21 protein-coding genes and 2 pseudogenes are annotated in these 24,136 nt (G+C 73.9%); 17 read left to right on the forward strand and 6 right to left on the reverse strand.

The genetic code is table 11. The annotated features are described in order from the left end of the window. Positions 1 to 62: 62 nt before the first annotated feature. A complete protein-coding gene (locus tag FHU37_RS03460; protein WP_179812745.1) occupies positions 63 to 1,016 on the reverse strand; it encodes a hypothetical protein in 954 nt (317 codons plus the stop codon). A gap of 262 nt (positions 1,017 to 1,278) precedes the next feature. Here FHU37_RS03460 and FHU37_RS03465 point away from each other — a divergent pair, with 262 nt between their 5' ends. From FHU37_RS03465 to FHU37_RS03505, 9 genes are all read left to right on the forward strand, one after another. Next, complete coding sequence (locus FHU37_RS03465) at positions 1,279 to 1,710, forward strand: ATP-binding protein (RefSeq protein WP_179812746.1); 432 nt, start codon at positions 1,279 to 1,281, stop codon at positions 1,708 to 1,710. Positions 1,711 to 1,863: 153 nt separating this feature from the next. After that, positions 1,864 to 4,290, forward strand: a complete 2,427-nt coding sequence (locus tag FHU37_RS03470) for an endo-1,4-beta-xylanase (RefSeq protein ID WP_179812747.1) — start codon at positions 1,864 to 1,866, stop codon at positions 4,288 to 4,290. A 216-nt stretch (positions 4,291 to 4,506) separates the two neighbouring features. Continuing rightward, entirely contained in the window at positions 4,507 to 6,222 is a 1,716-nt protein-coding gene (locus FHU37_RS03475) for a glycoside hydrolase family 43 protein (RefSeq protein ID WP_246449547.1), read from the forward strand. Positions 6,223 to 6,920: 698 nt separating this feature from the next. Further along, positions 6,921 to 8,063 carry an LLM class flavin-dependent oxidoreductase gene (locus FHU37_RS03480; protein ID WP_179812749.1) on the forward strand — a complete coding sequence of 381 codons (1,143 nt, stop codon included), beginning with the start codon at positions 6,921 to 6,923 and terminating at the stop codon, positions 8,061 to 8,063. Positions 8,064 to 8,170: 107 nt separating this feature from the next. After that, positions 8,171 to 8,992 carry a DUF1684 domain-containing protein gene (locus FHU37_RS03485; protein ID WP_179812750.1) on the forward strand — a complete coding sequence of 274 codons (822 nt, stop codon included), beginning with the start codon at positions 8,171 to 8,173 and terminating at the stop codon, positions 8,990 to 8,992. A gap of 101 nt (positions 8,993 to 9,093) precedes the next feature. Beyond that, entirely contained in the window at positions 9,094 to 9,585 is a 492-nt protein-coding gene (locus tag FHU37_RS03490) for a GNAT family N-acetyltransferase (RefSeq protein ID WP_179815994.1), read from the forward strand. Continuing rightward, entirely contained in the window at positions 9,582 to 10,637 is a 1,056-nt protein-coding gene (locus FHU37_RS03495) for an amino acid ABC transporter permease (protein WP_179812751.1), read from the forward strand. Before FHU37_RS03490 ends, FHU37_RS03495 begins: the two co-directional genes overlap by 4 nt. A gap of 82 nt (positions 10,638 to 10,719) precedes the next feature. Further along, positions 10,720 to 11,475, forward strand: coding sequence for an amino acid ABC transporter ATP-binding protein (locus FHU37_RS03500; protein WP_179815995.1), 756 nt, complete (start codon positions 10,720 to 10,722; stop codon positions 11,473 to 11,475). A gap of 67 nt (positions 11,476 to 11,542) precedes the next feature. Continuing rightward, positions 11,543 to 12,547 carry an ABC transporter substrate-binding protein gene (locus FHU37_RS03505; RefSeq protein ID WP_179812752.1) on the forward strand — a complete coding sequence of 335 codons (1,005 nt, stop codon included), beginning with the start codon at positions 11,543 to 11,545 and terminating at the stop codon, positions 12,545 to 12,547. 88 nt (positions 12,548 to 12,635) lie between these two features. Here FHU37_RS03505 and FHU37_RS03510 read toward each other — a convergent pair whose 3' ends face one another. Then, positions 12,636 to 14,228 carry a PepSY-associated TM helix domain-containing protein gene (locus FHU37_RS03510; protein WP_179812753.1) on the reverse strand — a complete coding sequence of 531 codons (1,593 nt, stop codon included), beginning with the start codon at positions 14,226 to 14,228 and terminating at the stop codon, positions 12,636 to 12,638. A gap of 258 nt (positions 14,229 to 14,486) precedes the next feature. Here FHU37_RS03510 and FHU37_RS03515 point away from each other — a divergent pair, with 258 nt between their 5' ends. From FHU37_RS03515 to FHU37_RS03535, 5 genes are all read left to right on the forward strand, one after another. Next, positions 14,487 to 15,194, forward strand: coding sequence for a hypothetical protein (locus tag FHU37_RS03515; RefSeq protein WP_179812754.1), 708 nt, complete (start codon positions 14,487 to 14,489; stop codon positions 15,192 to 15,194). A gap of 161 nt (positions 15,195 to 15,355) precedes the next feature. Beyond that, a complete protein-coding gene (locus FHU37_RS03520) occupies positions 15,356 to 16,195 on the forward strand; it encodes a DsbA family protein (protein WP_179812755.1) in 840 nt (279 codons plus the stop codon). A 45-nt stretch (positions 16,196 to 16,240) separates the two neighbouring features. Beyond that, positions 16,241 to 16,897 (forward strand): vitamin K epoxide reductase family protein, encoded by a 657-nt coding sequence (locus tag FHU37_RS03525; RefSeq protein ID WP_179812756.1) that lies wholly within the window; start codon positions 16,241 to 16,243, stop codon positions 16,895 to 16,897. A gap of 192 nt (positions 16,898 to 17,089) precedes the next feature. Next, the gene (locus tag FHU37_RS03530; RefSeq protein WP_179812757.1) at positions 17,090 to 17,965 is read left to right on the forward strand and encodes a fructosamine kinase family protein; all 876 of its coding nucleotides are present in this window, start codon (positions 17,090 to 17,092) and stop codon (positions 17,963 to 17,965) included. Between the two features lie 86 nt (positions 17,966 to 18,051). Next, positions 18,052 to 18,873: an APH(3'') family aminoglycoside O-phosphotransferase gene (locus FHU37_RS03535; protein ID WP_179812758.1), complete on the forward strand. Its 822-nt coding sequence runs from the start codon at positions 18,052 to 18,054 to the stop codon at positions 18,871 to 18,873. 32 nt (positions 18,874 to 18,905) lie between these two features. On the opposite strand, the gene FHU37_RS03540 is transcribed toward FHU37_RS03535, so the two are convergent. The 3 genes from FHU37_RS03540 to FHU37_RS03550 all read right to left on the reverse strand — a co-directional run bounded on the left by FHU37_RS03540 (position 18,906) and on the right by FHU37_RS03550 (position 20,896). Continuing rightward, positions 18,906 to 19,268, reverse strand: coding sequence for a hypothetical protein (locus FHU37_RS03540; RefSeq protein ID WP_179812759.1), 363 nt, complete (start codon positions 19,266 to 19,268; stop codon positions 18,906 to 18,908). Positions 19,269 to 19,372: 104 nt separating this feature from the next. Continuing rightward, entirely contained in the window at positions 19,373 to 19,594 is a 222-nt protein-coding gene (locus tag FHU37_RS03545) for a hypothetical protein (protein ID WP_179812760.1), read from the reverse strand. Positions 19,595 to 19,651: 57 nt separating this feature from the next. Continuing rightward, entirely contained in the window at positions 19,652 to 20,896 is a 1,245-nt protein-coding gene (locus FHU37_RS03550; RefSeq protein WP_179812761.1) for a helix-turn-helix domain-containing protein, read from the reverse strand. A 46-nt stretch (positions 20,897 to 20,942) separates the two neighbouring features. On the opposite strand from FHU37_RS03550, the pseudogene FHU37_RS27715 reads away from it, so the two are divergent. Continuing rightward, positions 20,943 to 21,149, forward strand: a pseudogene (locus tag FHU37_RS27715) (NUDIX hydrolase); the annotation flags it as partial. Between the two features lie 40 nt (positions 21,150 to 21,189). Next, a pseudogene (locus FHU37_RS03555) lies at positions 21,190 to 21,318 on the forward strand (flavoprotein); the annotation flags it as partial. 14 nt (positions 21,319 to 21,332) lie between these two features. Here the strand turns inward: FHU37_RS03555 and FHU37_RS03560 are convergent. After that, a complete protein-coding gene (locus FHU37_RS03560) occupies positions 21,333 to 21,707 on the reverse strand; it encodes a hypothetical protein (protein ID WP_179812762.1) in 375 nt (124 codons plus the stop codon). A 373-nt stretch (positions 21,708 to 22,080) separates the two neighbouring features. On the opposite strand from FHU37_RS03560, the gene FHU37_RS03565 reads away from it, so the two are divergent. After that, entirely contained in the window at positions 22,081 to 24,105 is a 2,025-nt protein-coding gene (locus FHU37_RS03565; RefSeq protein ID WP_246449548.1) for a HelD family protein, read from the forward strand. The last annotated feature ends 31 nt before the right edge of the window (positions 24,106 to 24,136 follow it).

Consider the following 24,136-nt stretch of genomic DNA (forward strand, 5'->3'; position numbering starts at 1 on the left):
CCAGGGGCGGTGGGCCGGGACGGTGGGCCGGGGCGCCGGGCCGGTGTGCGCGCGGGGCGGGGTCAGAGGTCCGGGAACTCCTCCGGGTCCACCGGCCGGGTCGTCGCGTTGCCGTCCTCGACCGGGTGCAGGGTGATCGAGTAGGTGGTGTAGGTGCTGGACGTGGTCTCGAACGCCGCCTCGCCCTCGAACCTGCTGAAGCCGCAGTCGCGGGTGAACGACTCGGTCTCGGAGTCCCAGTCCGCGCCGCTGGCGTAGTAGATGGTGTAGCTCGCGTCCGAGATGCTGTAGACGGTGAACTCCGACTCCGCGCGGACGTAGACGGCGAACGCGGCGTCGTCCCCCCGGGCCAGGGTGACCACGGTGTCGCTGGACGTGCCGTTGTCGATGGTCAGCTCGCCCAGGCCGTTCCGGGAGCCGTCCGCGACGAAGGTGCCGTTGTCCAGCCGGCGGGTGCGCTCCTCCGGGAAGCTCGGCAGGGTCAGCGTCATGTCGTACCCCTTGTCGCCGAGCGCCCGGGAGACGCCGGCGACGGCGGCCAGGTTCTCCGAGGCGCCGAGACGACCGAGGGTCGACGAGGGCGCGCACACCTCGCTGAGCTCCATGGCGGTCTGGAGGTCGGTGAGGTCGGTGCCGAGGTCCTCCAGGGCGGTGGTGAGGTCCGCGTGCTCGACGGCCGCGTCGTCCGGGGGCTCGACCGCGGACAGCGCGACGGCGCCGGCGTCGGCCGCGACGGCGGCCTCGCCGATGGCCACGTCCAGCGCGTCCATGCCGTCGGCCCGGGCGACCTCGTCCAGCGCCACCTCCAGGTCGTAGGTGGCCGCGATCAGCTCGGCGCGGTACTCCTGCGGCGACAGGGTCGGCGAGGCGGTGGGGCTCGGCTGGGCCGGCCAGCTGTCGGTCGCGGTGGGCAGCGCCTCGGTGTCCCCGTCCCCGTCCCCGCCGGAGCATCCGGCGAGCGCCAGCGCGACGACGAGCGCGATCGAAGCCGTTCGGGCCCCACGGATACCAGACACGAAACCCCCACCCCCGGCGGTCTGTCGGTGTGATTGCCCCAAGGCTCCCGGGTGGCTGACCACCCGTCAACGAGCGGCGGGGCATCGTCGTCAAGTCGTGACGGCGCCGGCACGCGCCCGGGACGTCACCCGTTCGGACCTCCAGTGACGATCGATCATCGCGCGTGTGGGAGGACCCAGCATCGGCCCCCGGGCCCGCGCCCGTGTCCGCATCCCGACGCCGTGAAACCGGCATCACGCCTAGGAACAAGGAAACCCCGTCATGCCCGCGACCGACCTCGTAGCCGTCCTGACCCCGGTGTCCCGCTTCCTCCCGGCGGCCCCGGCCTCCGTCGGCGCGGCACGGCGCCTGGTCTCCGACGCGCTCGCCGACTGGCGGGCGCCCGACCTGCTCGACGACGTGGCGCTCTGCGCCACCGAGTTGGTCACCAACGCCATCCAGCACGGCTCGCGGCCCGGGCGCGCCGTGCACGTGCGCCTGCTCCCGCTGCCGGCCGCCGAAGGGCTGCGCCTGGAGGTCCACGACACCGGCCCCGCCCTCCCGCGCCCGTGCCCGGCCGGCCCCGACGACACCCGGGGCCGCGGCCTGCTGCTGGTGTCCGCCCTGTCCGACGCCTGGGGCACCGAGCACCGCCCGCCGGCCGGCAAGGTCGTGTGGTGTGAGTGGCGCGCCCCCCGGCGGGCCTTGTGTTGATCCGTCAACTCCCTGCCGCCGTCCGCGAGTAGTACCTTGGCACCGCCTGCCGCACCGGCAGGCGGCTACCGTCCCGGCCGGGTCCCCCACGGACCCGGCCCCCTGACCGGCCGTCCCGCCCGGCCGGTCCGCGATCGAGAGAGTGACGTGAGCATGCAACTGAGGAAGCGTGGGGCGCGACGACGAGTCGCGGCCCTGCTGCTGGCGGGAACCCTGGCACTGCTGACCCCCGCGGTCGCGCCCGCGACCGCCGACACCCCCACCGACGCGACCGCCACCGCTGCGTCGGCCGCCGCCGACCCGGTCCCGGTCGCCTCCTACGACTTCGAGGACGCCACCACCCAGGGCTGGACCCCGCGCGGCGCCGCCCAGCTGGCGGTCACCGACGACGCCCACGGCGGCACCGGCGCCCTGGCCACCACCGGCCGCACCGACACCTGGCACGGCCCCGCCCGCGACGTGCTCGGCCTGCTGCAGACCAACGCCACCTACCTGATCACCGGCTACGCCCGGCTCGCCGCCGGCCAGCCGGCCACCGACCTGGCGCTGACCATGCAGCGCACCCCGGTGGACGCGGACACCACCTGGGAGCGGATCGCCTCGGCCCCCGCGACCGACGCCGAGTGGGTCCGCCTCCAGGGCGAGTACACCTTCACCAGCGACGCCTCCGAACTCCAGCTGTACCTGGAGGCCACCGACGCCACCAGCGCCTACCTCCTGGACGACCTCACCATCACGATGACCGCCCCGCCGCCGGACGGCCCGCCGGACCGCGCCGGCGTCGTCACCGACTTCGAGACCGGCACCGCCCAGGGCTGGGCGCCCCGGATCGGTTCGGAGAGCGTGAGCGCCGTCGCCACCCCGGACGCGCACGGCGGCACCCACGCCCTGCTCACCACCGACCGCACCGCCTCCTACGCCGGCCCGGCGTTCAACCTGCTCGGCCGGATGCGCAAGGGCGACACCTACACCCTGTCCGCCTGGACCAGGCTCGCCCCCGGCCAGAGCCCCACGGCGCTGCGGATGTCCATCGAGCGCCGCTGGGAGGGCACCCCCTCCTACACCACCGTCGTCGGCGACACCACCGTCACCGCCGACGGCTGGGTGAACCTCAGGGGCAGCTACACCCTCGTCCACGACGTCGACTTCCTCAGCGTCTACCTGGAGGGGGCCGCCGGCGTCTCCTTCTACCTCGACGACTTCGAGCTGGCCTGGGTCGAGCCCACCCCCATCCAGACCGACATCCCGGCCCTGCGCGACGCCTTCCCCGAGCACGTGCGCGTCGGCGGCGCCGTCGAGCGCCCGGAGACCGTCGGCGTGCACGCCGAGCTGCTGGAGCGGCACTACGACTCGGTGACCGCCGGCAACGCCATGAAGTGGGACGCCACCGAGCCCACCGAGGGCCAGTTCACCTGGGACGAGGCCGACCACATCGTCGAGTACGCCCGGGAGAACGGACTGGGCGTGCGCGGCCACACCCTGGTCTGGCACAACCAGACCCCCGCCTGGGTCTTCCGCGACGCCGACGGCGCGGAGATGACGCCCACCCCGGAGAACAAGGCGCTGCTGCTCGCCCGCCTGGAGGCGCACATCCGCGCCGTGGCCGGGCGCTACGCCGACGACGTCTACGCCTGGGACGTCGTCAACGAGGTGATCGACGAGAGCCAGCCGGACGGCATGCGGCGCAGCAAGTGGTACGAGATCACCGGGCTGGACTACATCCGCACGGCCTTCCGGGTGGCCCGCGAGGTCGCGCCGGACGCCAAGCTCTACATCAACGACTACAACACCGAGATCCCGGCCAAGCGGGCCTTCCTGCACGACCTGGTGGCCCAGCTGAAGGCCGAGGGCGTGCCGGTGGACGGCGTCGGCCACCAGATGCACATCAACATCGCGTGGCCGGCGGTCGGCGAGATCGAGCGCACCATCACGGACTTCGTCGACCTCGACGTCGAGCAGCAGATCACCGAGTTCGACATGAGCGTCTACGACAACCCCACCGACTCCTACGACCCGGTGCCGGCGGAACTGCTGGTCGAGCAGGGCTACCGCTACCGGGACGTCTTCGCCGCGCTGCGGCGGCAGGCGGACCACCTCACCGGGATCACCTTCTGGGGCCTGGGCGACGACCGGACCTGGCTGACCCAGTTCCCGATCGCCCGGATCGACCTGCCGCTGCCGTTCGACCAGCGGTTGCAGGCCAAGCCGGCGTACTGGGGCATCGTCGACCCCACCCGGCTGCCCCCGCCGGCCGTCACGGCCGAGTGCGCCGCCAGCTACCGGGTGGTCGCCCGGTGGACCGGCGGCTTCCAGGTGGAGGTGCAGGTCCGCAACACCGGCACGACACCCATCGACGGCTGGACGGTGACCTGGCCGCTGCCCGCCGGGCAGAGCGTCTCCGGCTCCTGGAGCAGCGCGCTGACCGTGGCCGACGGCGGGGTGACGGCGCGCAACCTGGCCTGGAACGGCCGGCTCGCCGCCGGGGCCGGCACGTCGTTCGGCTTCACCGGCACCGCGCCCGGCAGCGGCGACCTGGGCGCCGCCCCGGCGGTCGACTGCGCCGCCACCGCCGCCGGCTGATTCCGCCCCGGTCCGCCCGGCCGTGGCCGCCCGCCCCGGCCGCGGCGGCAGCCGGTGGTGCCCCGCACCGTGCCCCCACGGTGCGGGGCACCACCGCGCCCGGAGGGGGTGGAAACTATCCGAAAGGTGAGGGCAGCGGCGCGGGAATCGCCGGCCCGCTGACCGACGATGAGCGGCTATGATCTCCAACCGATAGCTTTCGCGTACTTTCGATCGTTGTGCCGCCGAGGCGGCGTGGAGGGCGAGGACGCCGTGACCGACGCCGAGACCGCGACGTTCCGCAACCCCGTGCTGCCCGGCTTCCACCCCGACCCGTCCATCTGCCGGGTGGGGGAGGACTACTACCTGGTCACCTCCACCTTCGAGTGGTTCCCCGGCCTGCCCGTGCACCACAGCCGCGACCTGGTCCACTGGCGCCCCGTCGGACACGTGCTGGACCGCCCGGAACAGCTCGACCTGGACGGCGTGCGCCCCTCCGGCGGCCTGTACGCGCCCACCATCCGCCACCACGACGGACGCTTCCACGTGGTGTGCACCCTGGTGGACGGCACCGGCCGCTCCGGCCACTTCCTGGTCACCGCCACCGACCCGGCCGGTCCGTGGTCCGACCCGGTCTGGCTCGACGACGCCGCCGGATTCGACCCCTCGCTGTTCTTCGACGACGACGGCACGGTCTGGTTCCACGCCTGCCGGCCGGCCACCGAGGACGGCGCGGAGCCCGCGAGCCCCGGCCGCACCGAGGTCTACCTGCGCCGCCTGGACCTGGCGGCGGGCCGCCTGGTCGGCCCCGAGCACGTGCTGTGGCGGGGCGCGCTGGTCGACGCCGTCTGGGCGGAGGGCCCGCACCTGTACAAGGTCGACGGCCGCTACCACCTGCTGGCCGCCGAGGGCGGCACCGAGCAGAACCACGCCGTCGTGGTGGCCCGGGCCGACGAGGTCACCGGCCCGTACACCGGGAACCCCCGCAACCCCGTCCTCACCCACCGCCACCTGGGCCCCGGCCAGCCCGTGGTGGCCGTCGGCCACGCCGACCTGGTGTGCACCCCGGCCGGCGACTGGTGGGCCGTGCTGCTGGCCCAGCGTCCCTACGGCGGCGGCTACCACCCCAACCTCGGGCGGGAGACCTTCCTGGTCCCGGTGGTCTGGGAGGACGGCTGGCCGGTGTTCTGCCCCGGCGTCGGCCAGGTCCGCCTGGAGGAGCCGCGGCCCGCGCTGCCACCCCACCCCTGGCCGACCCGGCCGCCCCGCGACGACTTCGACGCGCCGGAGCTGGACCACTCCTGGAACATGCTGCGCACTCCACGTGAGCGCTGGTGGAGCCTGAGCGAGCGGCCCGGGCACCTCCGGTTGCGCGCCCGCCCGGAGACGGTGGCCGAGCGGGGCCAGCCGTCGCTGGTCGCCCGCCGGCAGCAGCACGCCTCCTGGACGGCGAGCACGGCCGTGGAATTCACCCCCGCCGGGGCCCGCGACGCCGCCGGCATCGTGGTGGTGCAGAACGACGACTTCCACCTGCGGCTGGTGGTCACCCGTGGCGGCGAGGGCGACCGGGCGGGGCGGGTGGTCCGCGCCGTTCGCCGGGAGGCCGGCGTGGAGAGCGTCCTCGGCGAGCACGCGCTGCCGGAGACCGGACGACTCCTGCTCTCCGTGCGCGCCGACGGCCAGGACCACGCCCTGCGCTGGGCCCTCGACGCCGGAGCCGAGGCCGACGCCGGCTCCGGTGGCGACGCGGGCTCCGTGGGCGACGCCGGTTCCGTGGGCGAGGTCGGGCCGCGCTGGCAGACCCTGGCGCACACCGACGGACGAATGCTCAGCTCCACCGTCGCCGGGGGCTTCACCGGCACCTACATCGGCCTGTACGCCACCGGGGAGGGCGGCGCCGCGGCGGCCGTCGCCGACTTCGACTGGTTCGAGTACCTCCCGCACGCCGAATGACCGTCGCCGGGCGGCCGAACGAACCATTCGTCTGCCCGTGATGTGATCGAAATCGTCCACATCGTGAACCACTCTTGACGTCAGGGGCGTCCCGGGTGTTGCTTGATCGCATGCCTTACGAGACTCATCTGGTGCAGCGCCACCACATCGACCTTGGTCGTGTGGTCAGCGCCCAGTGTTGCTGAGGCATTCTCCTCTTCCCTCGGACCGCCCCGCCGGCTGAGCGCCTGGAAGTTATCCACAGGCTGCACGACAGGGGCTGCGGTGCGTCACCCCGCCATGGGATCCTGAAGAAGGGGGCCCAAAAGCCCCCCAAGGGGGGTTTGGGGCGGGGCTGAGCCGCACGCGGTGACCACCCGTCATCCGGCTCCGCCACACCCACCCCGCCGGTCTGACGCGCCCACCGCGCCCACGCCCACCCCGCCACCAGCCGTGGCACCGGGGCGATCCGAGTCGCGCTCCCCCCACCCGCCGCTGCGCCGCGCCGCCGCGCGACCCAGCCGTGCCGGGCTGCCGCCCACCCCCTGATCGGCCATCCGCCGCGCGCGGTGGCCGGGGCGACCTCCCGTACCCGCGCCCCCGCTCCGCCCCCGCCTCCGCTCCGGCCGCGCCCCAGCTCCGGCCCGGCTACCTCACCCGGCAACGTCCGCCGCCACGCGCACCCGCACGCGGCGGCCCCAGCAGAAAGGCGTCCCCAGATGCCCGTCGAGTTCCTCGGAATCGCCGCCACCAACGACGGCACGGAGACCACCCCCCGCTCCGGAGCCAGCTTCGACAAGGAGTACACGCTCCGCCTCGCCCGCGCCCACGAGGACCACGGCTGGGACCGCATCCTCTTCGCCTATGGCTCCGGCTCGCCCGACCCCTCGCCGGCCGCCGCCTACGTCGCCTCCCACCTCGACCGCATCCAGATCCTGCTGGCCCACCGGCCCAACGTCTCCTACCCGACCTTCGCCGCCAAGACCTTCGCCACCCTCGACCGGATCAGCGACGGCCGACTCACCGTGCACTTCATCACCGGCGGCAACGACCACGAGCAGGGCCGGGAGGGCGACTTCCTCACCAAGGACGAGCGCTACCAGCGCACCCGCGAGTACATACAGATCGTCAAGAAGGCGTGGACCAGCCACGAGCCGTTCGACCACGAGGGCGAGCACTACCGGTTCACCGACTTCGTCAGCGACACCTTCCCGGTGCAGAGCCCCCGCCCGCGCGTCTCCTTCGGCGGCTCCTCGCCCGCCGCCTACGCCGTCGGCGGCGCCGAGGCCGACATCTACGCGCTGTGGGGCGAGCCGCTGGCCCAGACCGCCGAGCAGATCGAGTCCATCAAGCGGGCGGCGCGCGAGGCCGGCCGCACCGACACCCCGACGTTCCAGGTGGCGTTCCGGCCGATCATCGCCCCCACCGAGGAACTGGCCTGGGAGAAGGCGCACCGCACCGTCGCCCGGATCGAGGCACGCAAGGCCGCCGCCGGTCCCGCCCTGAAGCGCTACCGCACCGACGCCCCGCAGAACGCCGGCTCCCAGCGCCTGCTCGCCGTCGCCGAGGCCGGGGAACGGCACGACCGCGCCCTGTGGACCCCGACGGCCGCCGCCACCGGCGGCGCCGGCAACTCCACCGCCCTGGTCGGAACCCCCGAGACGGTCGCGCAGGCACTGCTGGACTACTACGACCTCGGCGTCGAGATCCTCTCCGCGCGCGGCTACGACCTGCTGGACGACGCCATCGACTTCGGGCGCCACGTGATCCCGATCGTCCGCGAGGAGGTCGCCAAGCGGGACGCCGAACGCGCCCGGGCCGAGGCCGCGCCCGAGGCCGCCCCCGCCCCCTCCGCCGGCTGACCCCGCCCGGCCCCGTCCGGCCCGGCCCTGCCCGGCGAACCCCGTCCGGAAGTTCGCCCAACCCCGCGCACCGCACCATCCGCACCGGTCCCAGGAGGAAGCACCCCATGACCACCGACGTCCGCCCCGCCCAGTCGTCCACGGACGACGCCTTCGCCGCCGAGTGGGCCGACTGGCACGCCCGGCGCGAGGAGGAACTGCGCGCCCCGCACGGCTGGCTGTCCCTCACCGCCCTGCACTGGCTCGACGAGACCCCCGCCGAGTACCCGCCGCTGCCGGGCGAGTGGAGCGCCACCCCGGAGACCGGCGTCACGCTCAGCGCCCGGGCCGAGGACGGCGTCCGCCTCGACGGCACGCTGGTCAGCGGCACGGTGCGGGTCGCCCCGGCGGACAACGCCGCCGGCGCACTCGCCACCGTCGGCGACCTCCGGGTGGAGATCATCCGCCGGGGCCGGTCGCACGCGCTGCGCGTCCGCGACCCGCAGGCCGCCACCCGCACCGGCTTCACCGGGGTGCCCGCCTACGCCCCCGACCCCGCGTGGGTGGTGGCCGGCACCCTCACTCCGCTGCCCGAGCCGCGCGAGATCACCGTGGACGCCGTCGTGGCCGGACTGCACCACCGGCGCACCGCCGTCGGCACCGTGCGCTTCACCGCGGCCGGGCAGGAGCACACGCTCACCGCGCTCGCCGGCCCGGACGACGCCAGCCTCGTGCTGCACTTCCGGGACGCCACCAACGGCGTCACCACCGCGCCCAACGCCCGCACCCTCACCATCCCCGCCGCCGACGCGGACGGCCGCGTCACCATCGACTTCAACCGGGCGGTCAACCTGCCCTGCGCCTTCACCGACTTCGCCACCTGCCCGCTGCCCCCGGCGGAGAACCGGCTGCCGATCGCCGTCGAGGCCGGCGAACGGAACCCCCGGTGAGCACCGCGCCGCCCGACGAGCACCCCGGCCACGCGCCACCGGCCCAGATCCCGGCACCGGTCACGGGCCCGATCCCGGGACTGGTGGTGCGCCGGGTGCGGATGACCGACCCGGCCGTCCGCCCCATGCTGGCCGAGCTCGACCACGAGTACCGCACGCGCTACGCCCAGGCCGCCTCCGCGGAGATGCACCGCTACCCGCCCGAGGAGTTCGACCCCCCGGACGGCGCGGTGATCCTGCTGGAGGAGCACGGCACGGCCGTCGCGGGCGGCGCCTTCCGCCGCTACAACGCGACCACCGCCGAGTTCAAGCGCATCTGGACCTCCTCCCGGCACCGCCGGCGCGGCCTCGCCCGGCGCGTGCTGGCCGAACTGGAGGCCGAGGCGGCCCGCCGCGGCTACCAGCGCGTCCACCTCACCACCGGGCCGCGCCAACCCGAGGCGCACGCCCTCTACCTCGCCACCGGCTACACCCCGCGCTACGACCGGTCGCTGCCGCCGGAGGTGGTCGGCATCCACCCCTTCGACAAGCCCCTCGCCCCCCGTCCCCACACGCCCGGGCGGCACCACCCGGACAAGGAGAGACCCCGATGAAGACCGTCCCCGGCGTGCCGCCGCCGGCCGACGGCGCCGCCGCGCGCGCCGTCGTCGGCGATGCGCCCGTCGGCCATGCGCCCGTCGGCCACGCGGCCGGTCCGCGAGGCGGGACACCGATCGCGGAGACGCCCGAGGAGGAACCGACCGTCATACCGGCGCGCCGCCCCTGGCGGTGGGTCGGCAGCGCCGTCGTGCTGCTCCTGCTCGCCATGGCCGTCAACGCGCTGGTCACCAACCCCGCCTGGGACTGGGCCACGGTGGGGGAGTACCTGTTCGCGGACTCCATCGTCTCCGCGGTCGGCGTCACCCTCCAGCTCACCGTGGCCGGGATCGTCCTCGGCTTCGCGCTGGGCGCCGTCGTCGCCCTGATGCGGCTGTCCCGCAGCCCGCTGCTGTCCGCCACCGCCTGGGGCTACGTCTGGCTGTTCCGCTCAGTCCCGCTGATCCTGCAACTGCTGTTCTGGTACAACCTGGCCCTGCTCTACGACGAGATCAGCTTCGGCATCCCGTTCGGCCCCTCCTTCGTCTCGGTGGGGACCATGGAGCTGATCGGGCCGATGACCGCCGCCACGCTGGGCCTCGCCCTGCACCAGGCGGCCTACGCGGCCGAGATCGTCCGCGCCGGCATCCTCTCGGTGGACCAGGGGCAGCTGGAGGCCGCCGCCGCCCTCGGCATCCCGCGGGGCCGTCAGCTGCGCCGCATCGTGCTGCCGCAGGCCATGCGGACCATCGTCCCGAACGCCGGCAACGAGCTGATCGGCCTGGTCAAGGGCACCTCGGTGGTCTACGTCATGGCACTGCCGGAGCTCTTCTACCAGGTGCAGGTGATCTACGGCCGCAACGGCCGGGTGATCGCCCTGCTGCTGGTGGCCACCATCTGGTACCTCGCCCTGACCACCGTGATGTCCGTCGCCCAGTACTACATCGAGCGGCGCTTCGCCCGCGGCACCCAGCGCACGCTGCCACCGACCCCGGTGCAGCGCCTGCGCCTGGCGCTCGCCCAGCGCCGCGCCCCGGCAGGCAGGGAGGTGCCCGGTGCCAGCGGCTGACCGGACCACCGAGGACGCGCCCGCGACCGAGCCGGCGACCGAGCCCGTCACCGAGCCCGCTCGGGCGGACGGGGGCCCGCACATGGTGGACGTGCGCGGGCTGCACAAGTCCTTCGGCGCCCGCCACGTGCTGCGCGGTGTGGACCTGCGGGTGCGCCCCGGCGAGGTGGCGGTGCTGCTCGGACCCTCCGGCTCCGGCAAGTCCACCCTGCTGCGCAGCATCAACCACCTGGAGAAGGTCGACCGGGGCCGGGTCCGGGTGGACGGCGAGCTGATCGGCTACCGCCAGGTCGGCCCGGCTCGGCTGCGCGAACTGAGCGAGCGGGAGATCCTGCGGCAGCGCACCCGCATCGGCTTCGTCTTCCAGGACTTCAACCTCTTCCCGCACCTGACGGCGCTGGAGAACATCGTCGAGGCGCCGGTGTCCGCCCAGCGCCGCCCGAGGGCCGAGGCCGAGCGCCTGGCGCGGGCCCTGCTCGACCGGGTGGGCCTCGGCGACCGCGGCGACAGCTATCCGCGTCAGCTCTCCGGCGGCCAGCAGCAGCGGGTGGCGATCGCTCGGGCGCTGGCCCTGGAACCCAAGCTGGTGCTGTTCGACGAGCCCACCTCCGCCCTGGACCCGGAGTCGGTGGGCGAGGTGCTCGACGTGATGCGGTCCCTGGCCGCCGGCGGCACCACGATGCTCGTCGTCACCCACGAGATCGGCTTCGCCCGTGAGGTCGCCGACACGGTGATCTTCATGGACGACGGCCGGATCGTCGAACAGGGCCCGCCGGCCAGCGTGCTGGACGCGCCCCGCGAGGAGCGCACCCGGGCGTTCCTCCGCAAGGTCCTGTGACCCCCTTCCTCCCTGCCCGCCCGTACTCCGTACGTCGGCTTCCCACCCATCACCCGTGAAGGACCCCATGCCCACGCACCGACACCGCACCGGATCCCGCACCGCGCTCCGCACGCGCCTCGTCACCGCGGTCGCCCTGCTCCCCGTGCTGGCGCTGACCGCCTGCGGTGACCCCGAGGCCGACGCCACCGCCGAGGCCACGCCCGCCGCGTCCGCCAGCGGCGCCGCCATCAACACCAGCCCGGACCAGGACCGGGTGCGCGCCGAGGAGGACCCCGAGATCGCGGCTGCGGTGCCGGCCGAGATCCGCGAGCGCGGCGAACTGGTGGTCGCCGCCAACGGGCAGGGCTCCCCGCCGCTGGCCTTCCGGGCGGACGACGACACCACGCTGATCGGAGTGGAGACCGACATCGCGCAGCTCGTCGCCGACGTGCTCGGCCTGGAACTCCGCCTGGAGCCCACCTCCTGGGAGAACATCTTCCTGGGCGTGGAGTCCGGCCAGTACGACGTCGGCTTCTCCAACATCACGGTGACCGAGGAACGCAAGGAGACCTACGACTTCGCCTCCTACCGCGTCGACGAACTCGCCTTCGAGGCCAGGGCGGACAGCGAGATCACCTCGATCGACGAGCCGGCGGACATCGCCGGGCTCACCGTCTCCGTCGGCCAGGGCACCAACCAGGAGCAGATCCTGCTCCGCTGGGACGAGCAGAACCGCGCCGCCGGCCTGGAGCCGGCGGACATCCAGTACTACCAGAGCAGCACGGACTACTACCTGGCGCTCCAGTCCGGGCGGATCGACCTCTACCTCGGCCCCAACCCGCAGATCGCCTACCACGTGGCCGTCGCCGGTGAGACCAAGATCGTCGGCAACCTCTCCGGCGGCGGGGAGATCGAGGCGGAGATCGCCGCGATGACCGCCAAGGACAACGGTCTGGTGCAGCCGCTGTCCGACGCGCTCAACGCGGTGATCGAGGACGGCACCTACGCCGAGGTGCTGGCCCGCTGGAACCTGGAGAGCGAGGCCATCCCCGCCTCCGAGGTGAACCCGCCCGGCCTGCCCAAGGAGTGATCCCGGCGCGCGTGGGCCCGTCCGCCCGCCCGTTCCGTTCCCCCGGGCGGGCACGGACGGGCCCACCGGCGTTCCCGGCCCTCCCGCGTCAGGAACCGGGGGAGCGGGACGACCGGACGGCGCCCACGGCGGCGTCGACCAGTAGGAAGGCGGCCAGCGAGATGCCCAGCAGCGGGACGAACCACCCGACGGCGACGGCCACCACCAGCACGCCGAGCAGGGCCGCGGGCGGCAGTCGGCGCCAGGTGCCGCGGGTCGCCGGGCGGCCGACGGCCAGCCGGCGCTCCGGCAGCGGCCGGCGCTGCCACCACATCCGGTACCCCCATACGATCAGCATGATCAGCGCCAGTGCGAGCAGGGCCAGGACGATCTGGTTGGCCAGGCCGAACAGCACGCCGGTGTGGGCGTCGATGCCCCAGCGGGAGAGCTTGGCCATCAGCGGGTAGTCCGCGAACCGCACCTCGTCGGTCACCTCGGCGGAGGCCGGGTCCACGGCGAGGGCGTCCTGCTGCGTGGGCCAGGCCCGCTGGATCTCCTGCACCGTGTAGGCGGTGCCGGCGCCGGCGGGCCAGACGATCTCGACCGGTCCGGCCAGGCCACGCTCGCGCGCCACCTGGAACACCCGGTCCACGCCGACGTCGGCGCCGGCCGCCTCCGCCGCGGGCTCCTCCGTCGCCGGCGCCGTCCCGCCGCCGGAGGCGCCGGAGCCGCCGTGCTCGTCGTGTCCCTCGTGTCCCTCGTGCCCGGCGTGGTCCTCGCCGCCCCCGCCCAGGGTGGTGGAGAGCGATGGCGTCTGCCAGCCGAGCGCGGCGCGCAGGTCGGCGACGTTCTCCCCGGCATAGCGCGACCATGTCAACCCGGTGGCGGAGAGGAAGAGCAGGCCCAGTACCACCCAGATCCCGACCGCCCCGTGCCAGGACAGCGTGCGGCGCCGCCCGGTGGCCGCACGGTCCGGGGTCAGCAGGCCGCGCGCGCCGCGGCGCCGCCCGGTGCGCCGGCGGCCGATCCACAGCAGCAGGCCGCCGAGCGCCACCACCCACAGCCAACTGGCGCCCAGCTCGCTGTAGAGGCGGCCGGGCTCGCCGAGGTGCAGGTCCCGGTGGAACTCGTCGATCCAGGTGCGCAGCGGCAGCGCGCCCGAGCTGCCGTAGCTCTCCAGCGCCCCGCGCACCTCGGCGGTGTACGGGTCGACGAAGACCGCCAGCCGGTGGCCGTCCGCGACCCCGGGCACCTCGGCGAGCAGCACCCGGGTGGTGGCGTCGGCCTCCTCGGCCGGGCGCACCGCGGCCAGCGTGCCCTCGGGGTGCGCGGCCCGCGCCGCGGCGATCTGCTCGGACAGCGGCAGCCGGTCCTCGCCGACCGGCACCCGCAGTTCGTGGCGGTACACCACCTGCTCGGCCTGGAAGGAGAGGGCGTACAGCAGGCCGGTGACGGCGGAGACGAGGAGGAACGGGGCGATGAGCAGCCCGGCGTAGAAGTGCAGCCGCAGCACCAGCGGGCGCAGCGCGGCCCAGCCGCCGGGACGTCTGCCTCTGCGCGCCGGCCCGCCGGACGCCCCGGTGGGGCCGGACGCCCCGGTGCTCCCGGAGGGGCGGGTGGTTTCCGGCCGGGCGTCCTCCTCCGCCCCCGGGAGGGTCGCGACGTCGTCGTTCGCCGCCGTGGCGAGGGGCTCCGTGGACATGCCTCTCCTCTCGGATGGACGACGGTCCGGTCGCCGGCGTTCCGGAGCAGCAGTCGGACGGGGCGGCGCGGAAGTTCCCGGGCGTCGGGACATTCGGATGCACGCGCCGGTATGACGTGCTTCACGTCGTCCCCGGGAGAGGTGGAGGCGTCCTTCTGGCCGGGCCGCGTCTGGGGTTATCGTGTGCACCGCCGGCCCGCGTTCGCCGCCGGCCCTCCGTCGCACCACCACCACGCACCCACCCACACCAGGGACCCGATGCCTCACACCCTCGCACCCGGCCACCCGGTGGCGGCCCGCGTCCGCGCGGCCCGCCCCTCCGGTGGCCTGCGCGTGTCGGTGTGGCGCGCCGCCCTGCTGGCGCCGACCCTGGTGACGGCCTCGGCGAGCGTGCACGTCACGGCCACCGGCACGGTGCTGTCGGTGGCGACCTGGTGGGTCGCGGTCGCGGTGACGTTCCCGCTCCTGCTCTCGCTGCGGGTGCGCCGTCGGACCGGTGTCGCCGCCGCTGCCGCCGTGGTCGCCGTCGAGACGCTGCTGGCCACGCTGTTCGCGGCGGGGCAGGCGGTCTGTGGCGGCAACGGGGGAGCGCTGGCGGAGTTCGTCCGCGGCCTCGGCAACGACCTGGCGTGCCGGAGCACCGTGCTGCCCGGCCTGGCCGGGCTCAGCCCCGTCGCGCCCGGCGCCGGCGCCCTGCTGCTGACGGTCGGGGCGCACCTGCTGCTCGCGGGCGTCGCCGTGTGGTGGCTGCGGCGCGGCCGGGTCGCCGCCACCGCCCTTCTCAAGGCGCTGACCGAGGTCGTCGTGCAGGCCGCGCGCTGGCTGCTGGCCTGGGCGCTCGGCGTCGACGACGCGCGCCCCGCGGTGGCCGCCCACCCGCCGGCGCCGCGCGTCCTGCGGTCGCTGGTCGCCCTGCGCCACGTCCTCATCCTGCGCGGCCCGCCGCTGCTGCGTCCGGCTCGCTGACCCTCCCGCGCCGCGGGGCCGCCGCGTTCCACTCCCGTGGTTCCGCGTGCCGCCGTCGTGCCGCCCGGGACGGTTCCCGGCGGGCCGCTCCCGTTGGACGGACCTCGCCGCCGTGATCCGGCGGCTCCCCAGACCTTCGAGCGGACAGGGACTGCACAGCCATGAGCGGCAACACGAACCCCAAGAACCACACCAACCCCAAGAGCCACACCAGCACCGGCAACCACACCGGCAACCACACCGGCACCGGCAAGCGCGCGGCCCGTGAGCGGCTGCGGGAGCAGCGGGAGACCGAACGCCGGCGGGAGACGCTGCGCCGCCGGCTCACCGCCTCGGCGGTGGGCGTGGTCGTGGTGGCGATCGCGGCCACCGTGGCGATCGTCACCGCGAACGTGGGCGACGACGGACCGCTGGTGGTGCCCGCCGGGGCGAAGGCCGGCGAGGACACGGTGGTCCTCTACGGCGACCCGGACGCCCCGGCCACCCTGGAGGTCTACGAGGACCCCCGCTGCCCGTACTGCGGGCTGATGGAGGAGTCGCTGGGCGGCACCATCAAGGAACTGGCCGACCAGGGGCGCCTCAACGTCGAGTACCACTTCGCGACGTTCATCGACGACGCCGTGGGCGGCGACGGCTCCAAGACCGCCCTGAACGCCCTGGCGGCGGCGCTGGAGACCGGCGGCCAGGAGGACTTCATCGCCTTGCACCAGGAGCTCTACGCCAACCAGCCGGCCGAGACCGACGACGCCTTCGCCGACCCGGAGCACCTGATCGACCTCGCCGGACAGGCCGGCGTCGACTCCGCGGAGTTCGCCGAGGCGGTGCGGAACAACACCTACGGCGGCTGGGTGGAGCGGGTCTCCGAGGCGTTCGCGGACAGCGGCGTCACCGGCACCCCCACCGTGCGCCTGGACGGCGAGGCGGTGGAGGTCATCGGCGCGGACGGCCAGGCCGTCACGCCGGAGGAGTTCACCCAGCAGGTCGAGCGGATCCTCGGCTGATGCGCCCCCGTCCTCCCTTCCGCCGTCTGCCCTCGGAGGCCGTCGATGTCCGCCCCCACTAGCCCCGCCCTCACCAGCCCCGCAGCCGTTGCCCCCACGGCGTCCCGCCCCCGCCACGGCGCGCCCCGCGCCCTGGCCCTCACCCTGGTGGTCGCCGGCCTGATCGGGCTGGCCGCCTCGGTGGCGCTGCTCCTGGAGAAGATCGAACTCCTCCAGGACCCGGACTACGTGCCGTCGTGCAGCATCAACCCGATCATCAGCTGCGGCTCGGTGATGGTGACGCCGCAGGCCGAGGCGTTCGGCTTCCCCAACCCGGTGCTGGGGGTGGCCGCCTTCGCCATCGTGACCACGGTCGGCATGGCCCTGCTCGCCGGAGCGGTCTTCGCCCGGTGGTTCTGGTGGGGGCTCCAGGCGGGGACGGTGTTCGGGGTGGTCTTCGTGCACTGGCTGATCAGCCAGTCGCTGTACGAGATCGGGGCGCTGTGCCCGTACTGCATGGTGGTGTGGGCCGTCACCATCGCCCTGTTCTGGCAGGTCACGACGTACAACCTGCGGGAGGGCGGCATCGCCCTGCCCGGCCGGGCGGGCGGCTGGGCGGTCGCGGTGAGCCGTTCCCCGTGGCTGGTGATCGGCTGCTGGTACCTGGTGATCGCGATGCTGATCCTCAACCGCTTCTGGTTCTACTGGCGCACGCTGATCTGAGGCGCGCCGAGGTCGGGCCGTCTGACGCGCTCCCCGCCCCGTCCCCGCTTTCCGCGCGGGGGCGGGGCGGGATGCCGTTCCGCCGCTGGACGGCTTCTGTCATGAACTGCCCAAAGGGCCGGGTCGCTCCGGTGGAACGGGTTCCCGCCGGGGCTGACGGAGTGATCAAGTCCTGATGTAGTGTGCATGCTCATGTCGATCACGTCCCTGCTGCTGGACCGGCTGCGCCAGGCCGGATTGGGCGACGCCGAGTCGGTGACCCCCGCCGAGGGGGGAGTGGCCGCCCTCGCGGGCATCGCCACGCGCCGCGAGGGGCCGCCCGTGTTCGTGAAGGCCTTCCGCGAGGCGCCGTCCGACGGCCTGTTCGCGGCGGAGGCCGAGGGGCTCCGCGCACTCCGCGAGCTCGGCGGGGCCGCCACCCCGGAGGTGCTGTTCGCGGGCCGGGACGTGCTGGTGCTGTCCGCCCTGCAGCCGCGTCCGGCCAGTGAGGACTTCTGGGAGCGGCTCGCCCACACCCTCGCGCGGCTGCACACCACCACCGTGCACGACCGCTTCGGCTGGTCCCGCGACAACTGGCTGGGGCGCGAGCGGCAGGACAACACCTGGGACACCGACGGTTACGCCTTCTTCGCCCAGCGCCGCCTGCTGCGCTGGCTGCCGGAGCCCCGGGTGCGGGCGGCGCTGGACGAACAGGACCGGCGGGCGCTGGAGCGGCTGTGCGAGCGGCTGCCCGAACTGCTGCCTCCCCGGCCGCCCTGCCTGACCCACGGCGACCTGTGGACGCACAACGTCCTCGCCACCGCGGACGGGCAGCCCGCCCTGATCGACCCGGCGGTCTCCTACATGTGGGCCGAGGTGGACCTGGCCCATCTGTGGTCCACGCCGCACCCGCCCGAAGCGGCTCGGTTCTTCGAGCTGTACGCGGAGCTGACCGGGCTCGACGACGACTGGCGCGCCAGGATGCCGATCATCCAGCTGCGGCAGCACCTCGCCGTCATCGCCCAGCACGACTACGACTGGGGTGCGGCGGACGAGGTCCGCGCCACGCTCAAGCCGTTCCGTTCGTAGTCCCGCGCCGCTCCGGGCGCATGCGGGGTTGTCGCTGTCGCGTATATGGGGCGACGGCCGGCCGCCCGCTGCCTAGGGTGGCGGGCATGGTCGATGCCCCCTCCACGTTCCGCGAACTCCTGCGTGCCGATCGGGACGACGGCGGGTGGGAGCCCGTCACCACCGGCGAGTCCGGGGCCGGGGTCTTCCGGTCGGCGGACGGGACGCGGTACGCCAAGTGCGCGCGCGCCGACGGCGTGGCGGACCTCGCGGCGGAGCGGGACCGCGTGGCGTGGCTCGCCACCCAGGGGGTGCCGGGGCCGCGCGTCCTGGACTGGCGGGTCGGCGCGGACGGCGCGGCCTGCATGGTGACCAGCGCCGTGGCCGGGGTTCCCGCCGACCGCGTGGCGCCCGCCGTGCTGGCCGCGGCGTGGGAGGCGGTCGCGGAGGCGGTGCGGCGGCTGCACGACCTGCCCGCGGAGCGGTGCCCGTTCTCCCGCGACCTGGCCCGGATGTGGGCGACCGCGCGCGACGTCGTCGCGCGTGGGGCGGTGAACCCGGACTTCCTCCCCGAGGAACAGCAGCGGACGCCGCCGGAGGAACTCCTCGCCCGCCTCGCCCCGCAGTTGGAGCGGCGCCTGGAGCAGGAGGTCGCGGGGGCCGTCGTCTGCCACGGGGACCTGTGCCTGCCCAACATCGTCCTCGACCCGGAGGGCGGGGGCGTGGCGGGCTTCATCGACCTGGGGCGGCTCGGACGGGCGGATCCGTATGCGGACGTCTCGCTGCTGTTCGCCACCGCGCGGGAGATCTGGAGCGACGAGCGGTCGGCGAGGGCGGCGGAGGAGGGCTTCGCCCGGAGGTACGGCATCGACCTGGATCGTGGCCGGGAGCGGTTCTACCTGCATCTCGACCCCCTCACCTGGGGGTAGGCCGTCGGTGCGAGGTGGTGACTACCTGGTGACTACCCGAGCGTGACGACCGGGCACCAGCCGACCATGAGCCGGCCCGAGCGGGCGTCGAGGGAGAGGGCGCCTTCGAGTTCGTCGTGGGTGGGTATGGCGGCGGGGACGGTGGTGGTGATGACGGCGAGGGAGGCGCCGCCGTGGTGGAGGGCGGCACGGCGCCAGTCGGCCGGGATGGGCGGGTCCATCGAGTAGGAGAGGCCGTCGGTGGTGGTGAGGGTCGCGGCGGAGGGGCCGAGGTAGCAGCGGCGGGCGGGGAGGGAGTGAGGGCCGGGCGTGATGCCCAGGTCCGCCCCGAGCGCCAGCATGCGTTGGCGGACGTCGGCGGGGGTGGCTCCGTTGCCGGGATGAGTGATCATCATGAATGGGCGGCCGTGCCGGGCCCAGGCGAACATCCGGAGCCCGGCGAGCAGGTGTGCGTTGGTCGGAGGCGGGGGAGTGGCGGGTCGGTGTCCGCGCGGAACCATCATGCGGAGGGCACCTTCCCGGAGGTGGTGCAGGTGTGGCAGCTGGAGACCTTCCAGGGGTGGTCGAAGGTGCACAGCACCCAGAAGCGGGGCCCGAGATCCGTCGAGGAGCCGCAGTGGACGCACACGGCCCCCCATCGTTCGGCGTGGCTGAGGACGCGATCGATCTTGGGGTGGGTGGGGGGCACCCGAACGGTGTCGTCAGGGATGTTCGTCGACATGGGTGTGACGGTAAGTCGTCACTCCATGACCGAGGGGTACAAAGTGTGCCCCTGCCCTCAGGACGGCAGCATGCCGACCTTCTCCGCCAGCTCGGTGGCGCGCTCGCGCCGCCGTGCCTCCGGGGCTTCCAGTTCCTCCAGGATGATTCGGCGGGCGTAGCCGTTGTAGGTGATGGTCTCCGGCGCGGCGGCGTGCGCCCCCGCCAGAGTGGCCAGTGCGGCGTCCGCCTGCCCGTCGAGGTGGTACGCCCGCGCCTGTTCGATGCGGTGCCGTGCGCGGCGGGGACGGGACGGGATCACGTCCGCTTCGGCCGCGGACGCCTGGCGCACCCCCTCTCCACCCTTGCGCAGTTCCACGGCGACGGTGGTGGCGTGGGCACCCATGACGGCCCGGGAGAAGCTGGTGACCGGGTGGTAGTAGCCCTCCGGCAGGCGCTGCGAGACCCTGTCCGCCGTGTCCCAGTAGTGCCACGCCGTGCCGATCTCTCCCCGGCGCGCCGCCGTGTAGGCCGCCTCGAAGTGGAGGGCGCCCCAGATGGCCAGGACGTGGTCCGAAGCCTCGGCTGCCAGCGGCTTCAGGAAGCCGAGGGTCTGGTGCGTGACGGCGTCGGCGGCATCCCAGTCACCGGCGTCCCGGTGGGCCTGCGCGGCCAGCCAGGCGGCCACCCCGATCGCGTGCGCGTCCTCGGATTCGGCGGCGGCGGCGACGCCGCGCTCCAGCGTGCGCCACAGCAGGTCCTGCGCGGGCTGGTAGGCGAGGAAGAACTGACTGAGGGCGTACACCTCGCTGAGGGTGGCCTGTGCGGCGCGGCGCTGCGGGCCGTCCACGGCGTGACGTGCGGTGGCCTGGGCGTCGGCGATGAGATCGGGCAGCAGCCGGCCGAGGACCCGTCGGTGGTCTGGGGCGGAGTGGCGTGCCGCCCACGCCTGTGCCAGACGGGCGCGGAGGTGCGCCACCGGCGGGGCGGCGCGGTCCTGGGAGACGACGAAGGCGTTGACGGCGGTCCGGACGCTGGGCAACGCCTCGTGCCCCGGACCGGTGAACAGTTCCACCGGAACCGACTGGTCACCGGTCAACTCGGCCAGGTCGCGCACCCGGAGAGCCTCGGCCAGCCGCAGCAGTATGGACAGCTTCGGCGTGGCGAGCCGGCCGGTCTCGATCGCCTTCACCCAGGAGGGCGACCGGCCGACCAGGCCCGCCAGTACCTCGCGCGTCATGCCCCGTCGCGTGCGTACGTTCTGAAGGCGCTTTCCGAACGGCACGTGGACGTCTGACGGCTCAGGGATGCGATGAGCAGACATGGCGTGGCCCCTCTCTGGTCGCCCCTGCCAGGGTACGGCGCGCCGCTGGCAACCGCTCGGCCCTCTTCAGCACCTCCTCACGGTCGAACCGTCGAACGGCCCCTCCGATGCCCGTCATCACGTCTACTGGGCAGAAGGTGCGCGTTGCGTCGGGCATCCCGAAGACGACTTCGAGTCGTCGCGCCGGGAGTGGATACCCCTCGCCTCCGTACCTGCCCTGGTCCGGAAGGGAGACTGGCCATGTTGCAAGGTTGTGTTGCGGGCTCCCGGGGGCACCGTGTGGACTTCCCGTCATGAGCCGAGTCCTGTACCTCATCGCGTGCGCCGCCGGTCAGCCCGCCCGGGAGATCGACGACGGGGTGCGTGCCGCGCAGGCCCGTGGGTGGGACACCTGTCTCATCCTCAGCCCCTCCGCCGCCCGCCCTATCGGGCTGCGCTAGAACACGCAGCGGTGCGGTGAGCCGTAGTTCTCCAGGTGCTCGTCCCAGACCCAGCCGGAGCCCGGGATGTACGACCAGGTGTTGCCGTAGCTGTTGGTGACGTAGCACCTGACGGTCACCGGTTCTCCGGGCGCGTAGGTGTAGATCTGGTCGCAGGCCCCGTACGGCCCCACGCGCAGCGGCGTCTCGTCGATGGTGTAGTCCGTCTGCTCGTAGGGGTTCTGGGCCCTGGTGGGTGCTCCCTGGGTCCACGGGCAGTCGGCGGCGCTGTTGGCGGCCGTGGCGGTGGTCGGCACGGCAATACCGCTGGCGGCGGCGAGCAGGAGGGCCGCGGCGGTCGTCGTTGCGCGGCTGAACGCTTCTCTGGGCATGGTCGTCCCCTTCGTCCACGTGCGCGGGCCTGGTGGAGCACCCACTATGACGCGGACCGCCGCGGGCGTCCCCGGTCCAGCGGGAAGTGGCAGGGAACGTTCCGAGGGAAGGAGCGGCGGCCCGGCCGGTGGGCGGTGACGGGGCGCGGGCGGTCATCCGGGCGGCGCAGGGTGGGTGCATTGGACGCGTCGCCGGGCCTGCCGTCAAAAAGGCCCTCGACCCAGGGACATGGCTTCGCCAAGCAAGTCAAGACTTATCTTTCGGGGAACTTCGACCGTATGGTGTGGCTCGAATCGAAGGAGCCCTCTGTTGTCGAAAACGAATGATCCCGCCGTGCGTGCGGTTGAATTGGAGCAGGATTACGTTTCCTCCTTGTACGAGTTGCTCACCGAGCGGCTTTCCGAGGCGCGAGCACACCGGGCGAGTGTGCTGAAGACCCCGGCGGACAGCGCCGAGGAGGCATACCGGAGAGAAATCGCCGCCGAGCGTCTGGCCAAGGAAATAAACCGACTGGAGGGCGCCGAAAAGGGGCTGGTCTTCGGGCGCGTCGATTGGACGGATGGCACGGCCCTGCGCATCGGGCGGATCGGACTGCACACGGAGGAGGATGACCTGCCCGCGCTCGTGGACTGGCGCGCGAACGCGGCGCGGCCCTTCTACGAGGCGACACCGGTCCACCCGATGGGCCTGCGGCGGCGTCGGCACCTGCGCCTGGAGGAGCGCACGGTCGTCTCGGTGAGCGACGAACTGCTGGACGGCACGGCCCCGACCGACGAGGACGTCGTGGGCGACGGCCCGCTGACCGAGGCGCTGTCGGCACGGCGTACCGGCAGGATGCAGGCGGCCGTCGCGACGCTGCAGGCCGAGCAGGACGCGATCGTCCGCTCCGCCCACCGCGGGGTGACCGTGGTGCAGGGCGGGTCCGGCACCGGCAAGACGGTGGTCGCCCTGCACCGGGCGGCCTACGTCCTGTACGCGTTCCCGCGCGCCGCGGAGGAGGGTGTCCTGGTGGTGGGCCCGAACACCCGGTTCCTGGACTACATCTCCCGGGTCCTCCCCTCGCTCGGGGAGAACGACGTCGTTCTGGCGACCTGCCGGGAACTGGCCTCGGTGCGCACGGACACGGACACGGCGGAACCGTTCGACACGGCGCGTGTCAAGGGCGGCGCCGACCTCGCCGACGCCCTGGCCGGCCTGCTGCGCGTCCACCAGGCCCCCGCCGGCGACTTCGCCGTGCGGGTCGGACAGGAAGTGGTCCACCTCTCCGGCGAGGAGGTCGCCGCGGCACGCGACGCCGCCCTGGCGGCCGCAGCGGGGCACAACCCCGCGCGCCAGGTGTTCAAGGAGCTCCTGGTCGACGCCGTCACCGACGCGATGCAACGGGACATGGGCGACCTCCTGGAGCAGATCGACGCCGATGCCGAAAGGATGACGGGCATCGACCTCGACCGGTTCACGGGAGCCGCCCGGCGCGGTGCCGAAGGCGCGGCCGACTCGGGTCCGGTCCACGAGCTGGACCTGGACGCCATCCGAGCCGATCTCCTCGACGACGCCGGCGTCGACCGGGCGGTCGAGGCGCTGTGGCCGCGGCTGGCACCCGGTGACCTCGTGGAGGCGCTCCTGACGGACGCCGGCGCTCTCGCCGAGCACCTGCCCCGCCTGACCGCGCGGGAGCGGTCCCTGCTGCTGCGCGGTCCGGACGCCCCGTGGACCGATGCCGACGCGCCGTTGCTGGACGAGGCGGCGAGCCTGGTCGAGGGCCCTCCCGAGCGGACGTACGGGCACGTCGTCGTCGACGAGGCGCAGGAACTGACCGCCATGCAGTGGCGGATGATCGTCCGCCGCTGCCCGGCGAGGTCGATGACGCTGGTGGGCGACTTCGCCCAGGCGGGTCCGGTCACGACGGCACGCGACTGGAAGGAGGCGCTGAGCCCCCACGTCGGACCGCGGTTCGCACTGCACAACCTGACCGTCAGCTACCGCACCACGCAGGAGATCCTGGAGGGCGTCCGGGACCTGCTCACGCGGATCGCTCCGGACCAGCAGCCCACACGGTCACTGCGAAGCGGTGAGCGCCCTCGCACGGTGACCACACCTGCGGACGGGTTGGTCACCGCCGTCGTTCGAGAACTCCGCGCCCAGAGCACCGCGCACCCGGGCGAGCTGCTGGGGGTGGTCTGCGCGGACAGCAGGGTGGGTGAGCTGACGGCCCAGGGCGTCGCCCACCACGCGCGCGTCGTGCCGGCGTCCGAAGCGCGCGGCCTGGAGTTCGACGGGGTCGTCGTCATGGACCCGGAGGAGATCGTCACGGCCCGCCCCGGCGGGGAGAGGGACCTGTACGTGGCCCTGACCCGGGCCACCAAGCGCCTGTGCACCATCACCGTCCGGCCCGCCTGACGACCCGGCGCCCGCGTCCGACGGGTTGTGG

The organism is Allostreptomyces psammosilenae, from assembly GCF_013407765.1.
Classification (GTDB): Bacteria; Actinomycetota; Actinomycetes; order Streptomycetales; family Streptomycetaceae; genus Allostreptomyces; species Allostreptomyces psammosilenae.

What these genes read in the sequence shown, in the direction of transcription:
- FHU37_RS03535 (WP_179812758.1), top strand. Translation starts at nt 18,052, where the DNA reads ATGGTCGATGCCCCCTCCACGTTCCGCGAACTCCTGCGTGCCGATCGG.
- FHU37_RS03520 (WP_179812755.1), top strand. Translation starts at nt 15,356, where the DNA reads ATGAGCGGCAACACGAACCCCAAGAACCACACCAACCCCAAGAGCCAC.
- FHU37_RS03515 (WP_179812754.1), top strand. Translation starts at nt 14,487, where the DNA reads ATGCCTCACACCCTCGCACCCGGCCACCCGGTGGCGGCCCGCGTCCGC.
- FHU37_RS03545 (WP_179812760.1), bottom strand. Translation starts at nt 19,594, where the DNA reads ATGTCGACGAACATCCCTGACGACACCGTTCGGGTGCCCCCCACCCAC.
- FHU37_RS03480 (WP_179812749.1), top strand. Translation starts at nt 6,921, where the DNA reads ATGCCCGTCGAGTTCCTCGGAATCGCCGCCACCAACGACGGCACGGAG.
- FHU37_RS03550 (WP_179812761.1), bottom strand. Translation starts at nt 20,896, where the DNA reads ATGTCTGCTCATCGCATCCCTGAGCCGTCAGACGTCCACGTGCCGTTC.
- FHU37_RS03510 (WP_179812753.1), bottom strand. Translation starts at nt 14,228, where the DNA reads ATGTCCACGGAGCCCCTCGCCACGGCGGCGAACGACGACGTCGCGACC.
- FHU37_RS03540 (WP_179812759.1), bottom strand. Translation starts at nt 19,268, where the DNA reads ATGATGATCACTCATCCCGGCAACGGAGCCACCCCCGCCGACGTCCGC.
- FHU37_RS03490 (WP_179815994.1), top strand. Translation starts at nt 9,094, where the DNA reads ATGACCGACCCGGCCGTCCGCCCCATGCTGGCCGAGCTCGACCACGAG.
- FHU37_RS03485 (WP_179812750.1), top strand. Translation starts at nt 8,171, where the DNA reads ATGACCACCGACGTCCGCCCCGCCCAGTCGTCCACGGACGACGCCTTC.
- FHU37_RS03470 (WP_179812747.1), top strand. Translation starts at nt 1,864, where the DNA reads ATGCAACTGAGGAAGCGTGGGGCGCGACGACGAGTCGCGGCCCTGCTG.
- FHU37_RS03500 (WP_179815995.1), top strand. Translation starts at nt 10,720, where the DNA reads ATGGTGGACGTGCGCGGGCTGCACAAGTCCTTCGGCGCCCGCCACGTG.
- FHU37_RS03530 (WP_179812757.1), top strand. Translation starts at nt 17,090, where the DNA reads ATGTCGATCACGTCCCTGCTGCTGGACCGGCTGCGCCAGGCCGGATTG.
- FHU37_RS03560 (WP_179812762.1), bottom strand. Translation starts at nt 21,707, where the DNA reads ATGCCCAGAGAAGCGTTCAGCCGCGCAACGACGACCGCCGCGGCCCTC.
- FHU37_RS03495 (WP_179812751.1), top strand. Translation starts at nt 9,582, where the DNA reads ATGAAGACCGTCCCCGGCGTGCCGCCGCCGGCCGACGGCGCCGCCGCG.
- FHU37_RS03525 (WP_179812756.1), top strand. Translation starts at nt 16,241, where the DNA reads ATGTCCGCCCCCACTAGCCCCGCCCTCACCAGCCCCGCAGCCGTTGCC.
- FHU37_RS03505 (WP_179812752.1), top strand. Translation starts at nt 11,543, where the DNA reads ATGCCCACGCACCGACACCGCACCGGATCCCGCACCGCGCTCCGCACG.
- FHU37_RS03465 (WP_179812746.1), top strand. Translation starts at nt 1,279, where the DNA reads ATGCCCGCGACCGACCTCGTAGCCGTCCTGACCCCGGTGTCCCGCTTC.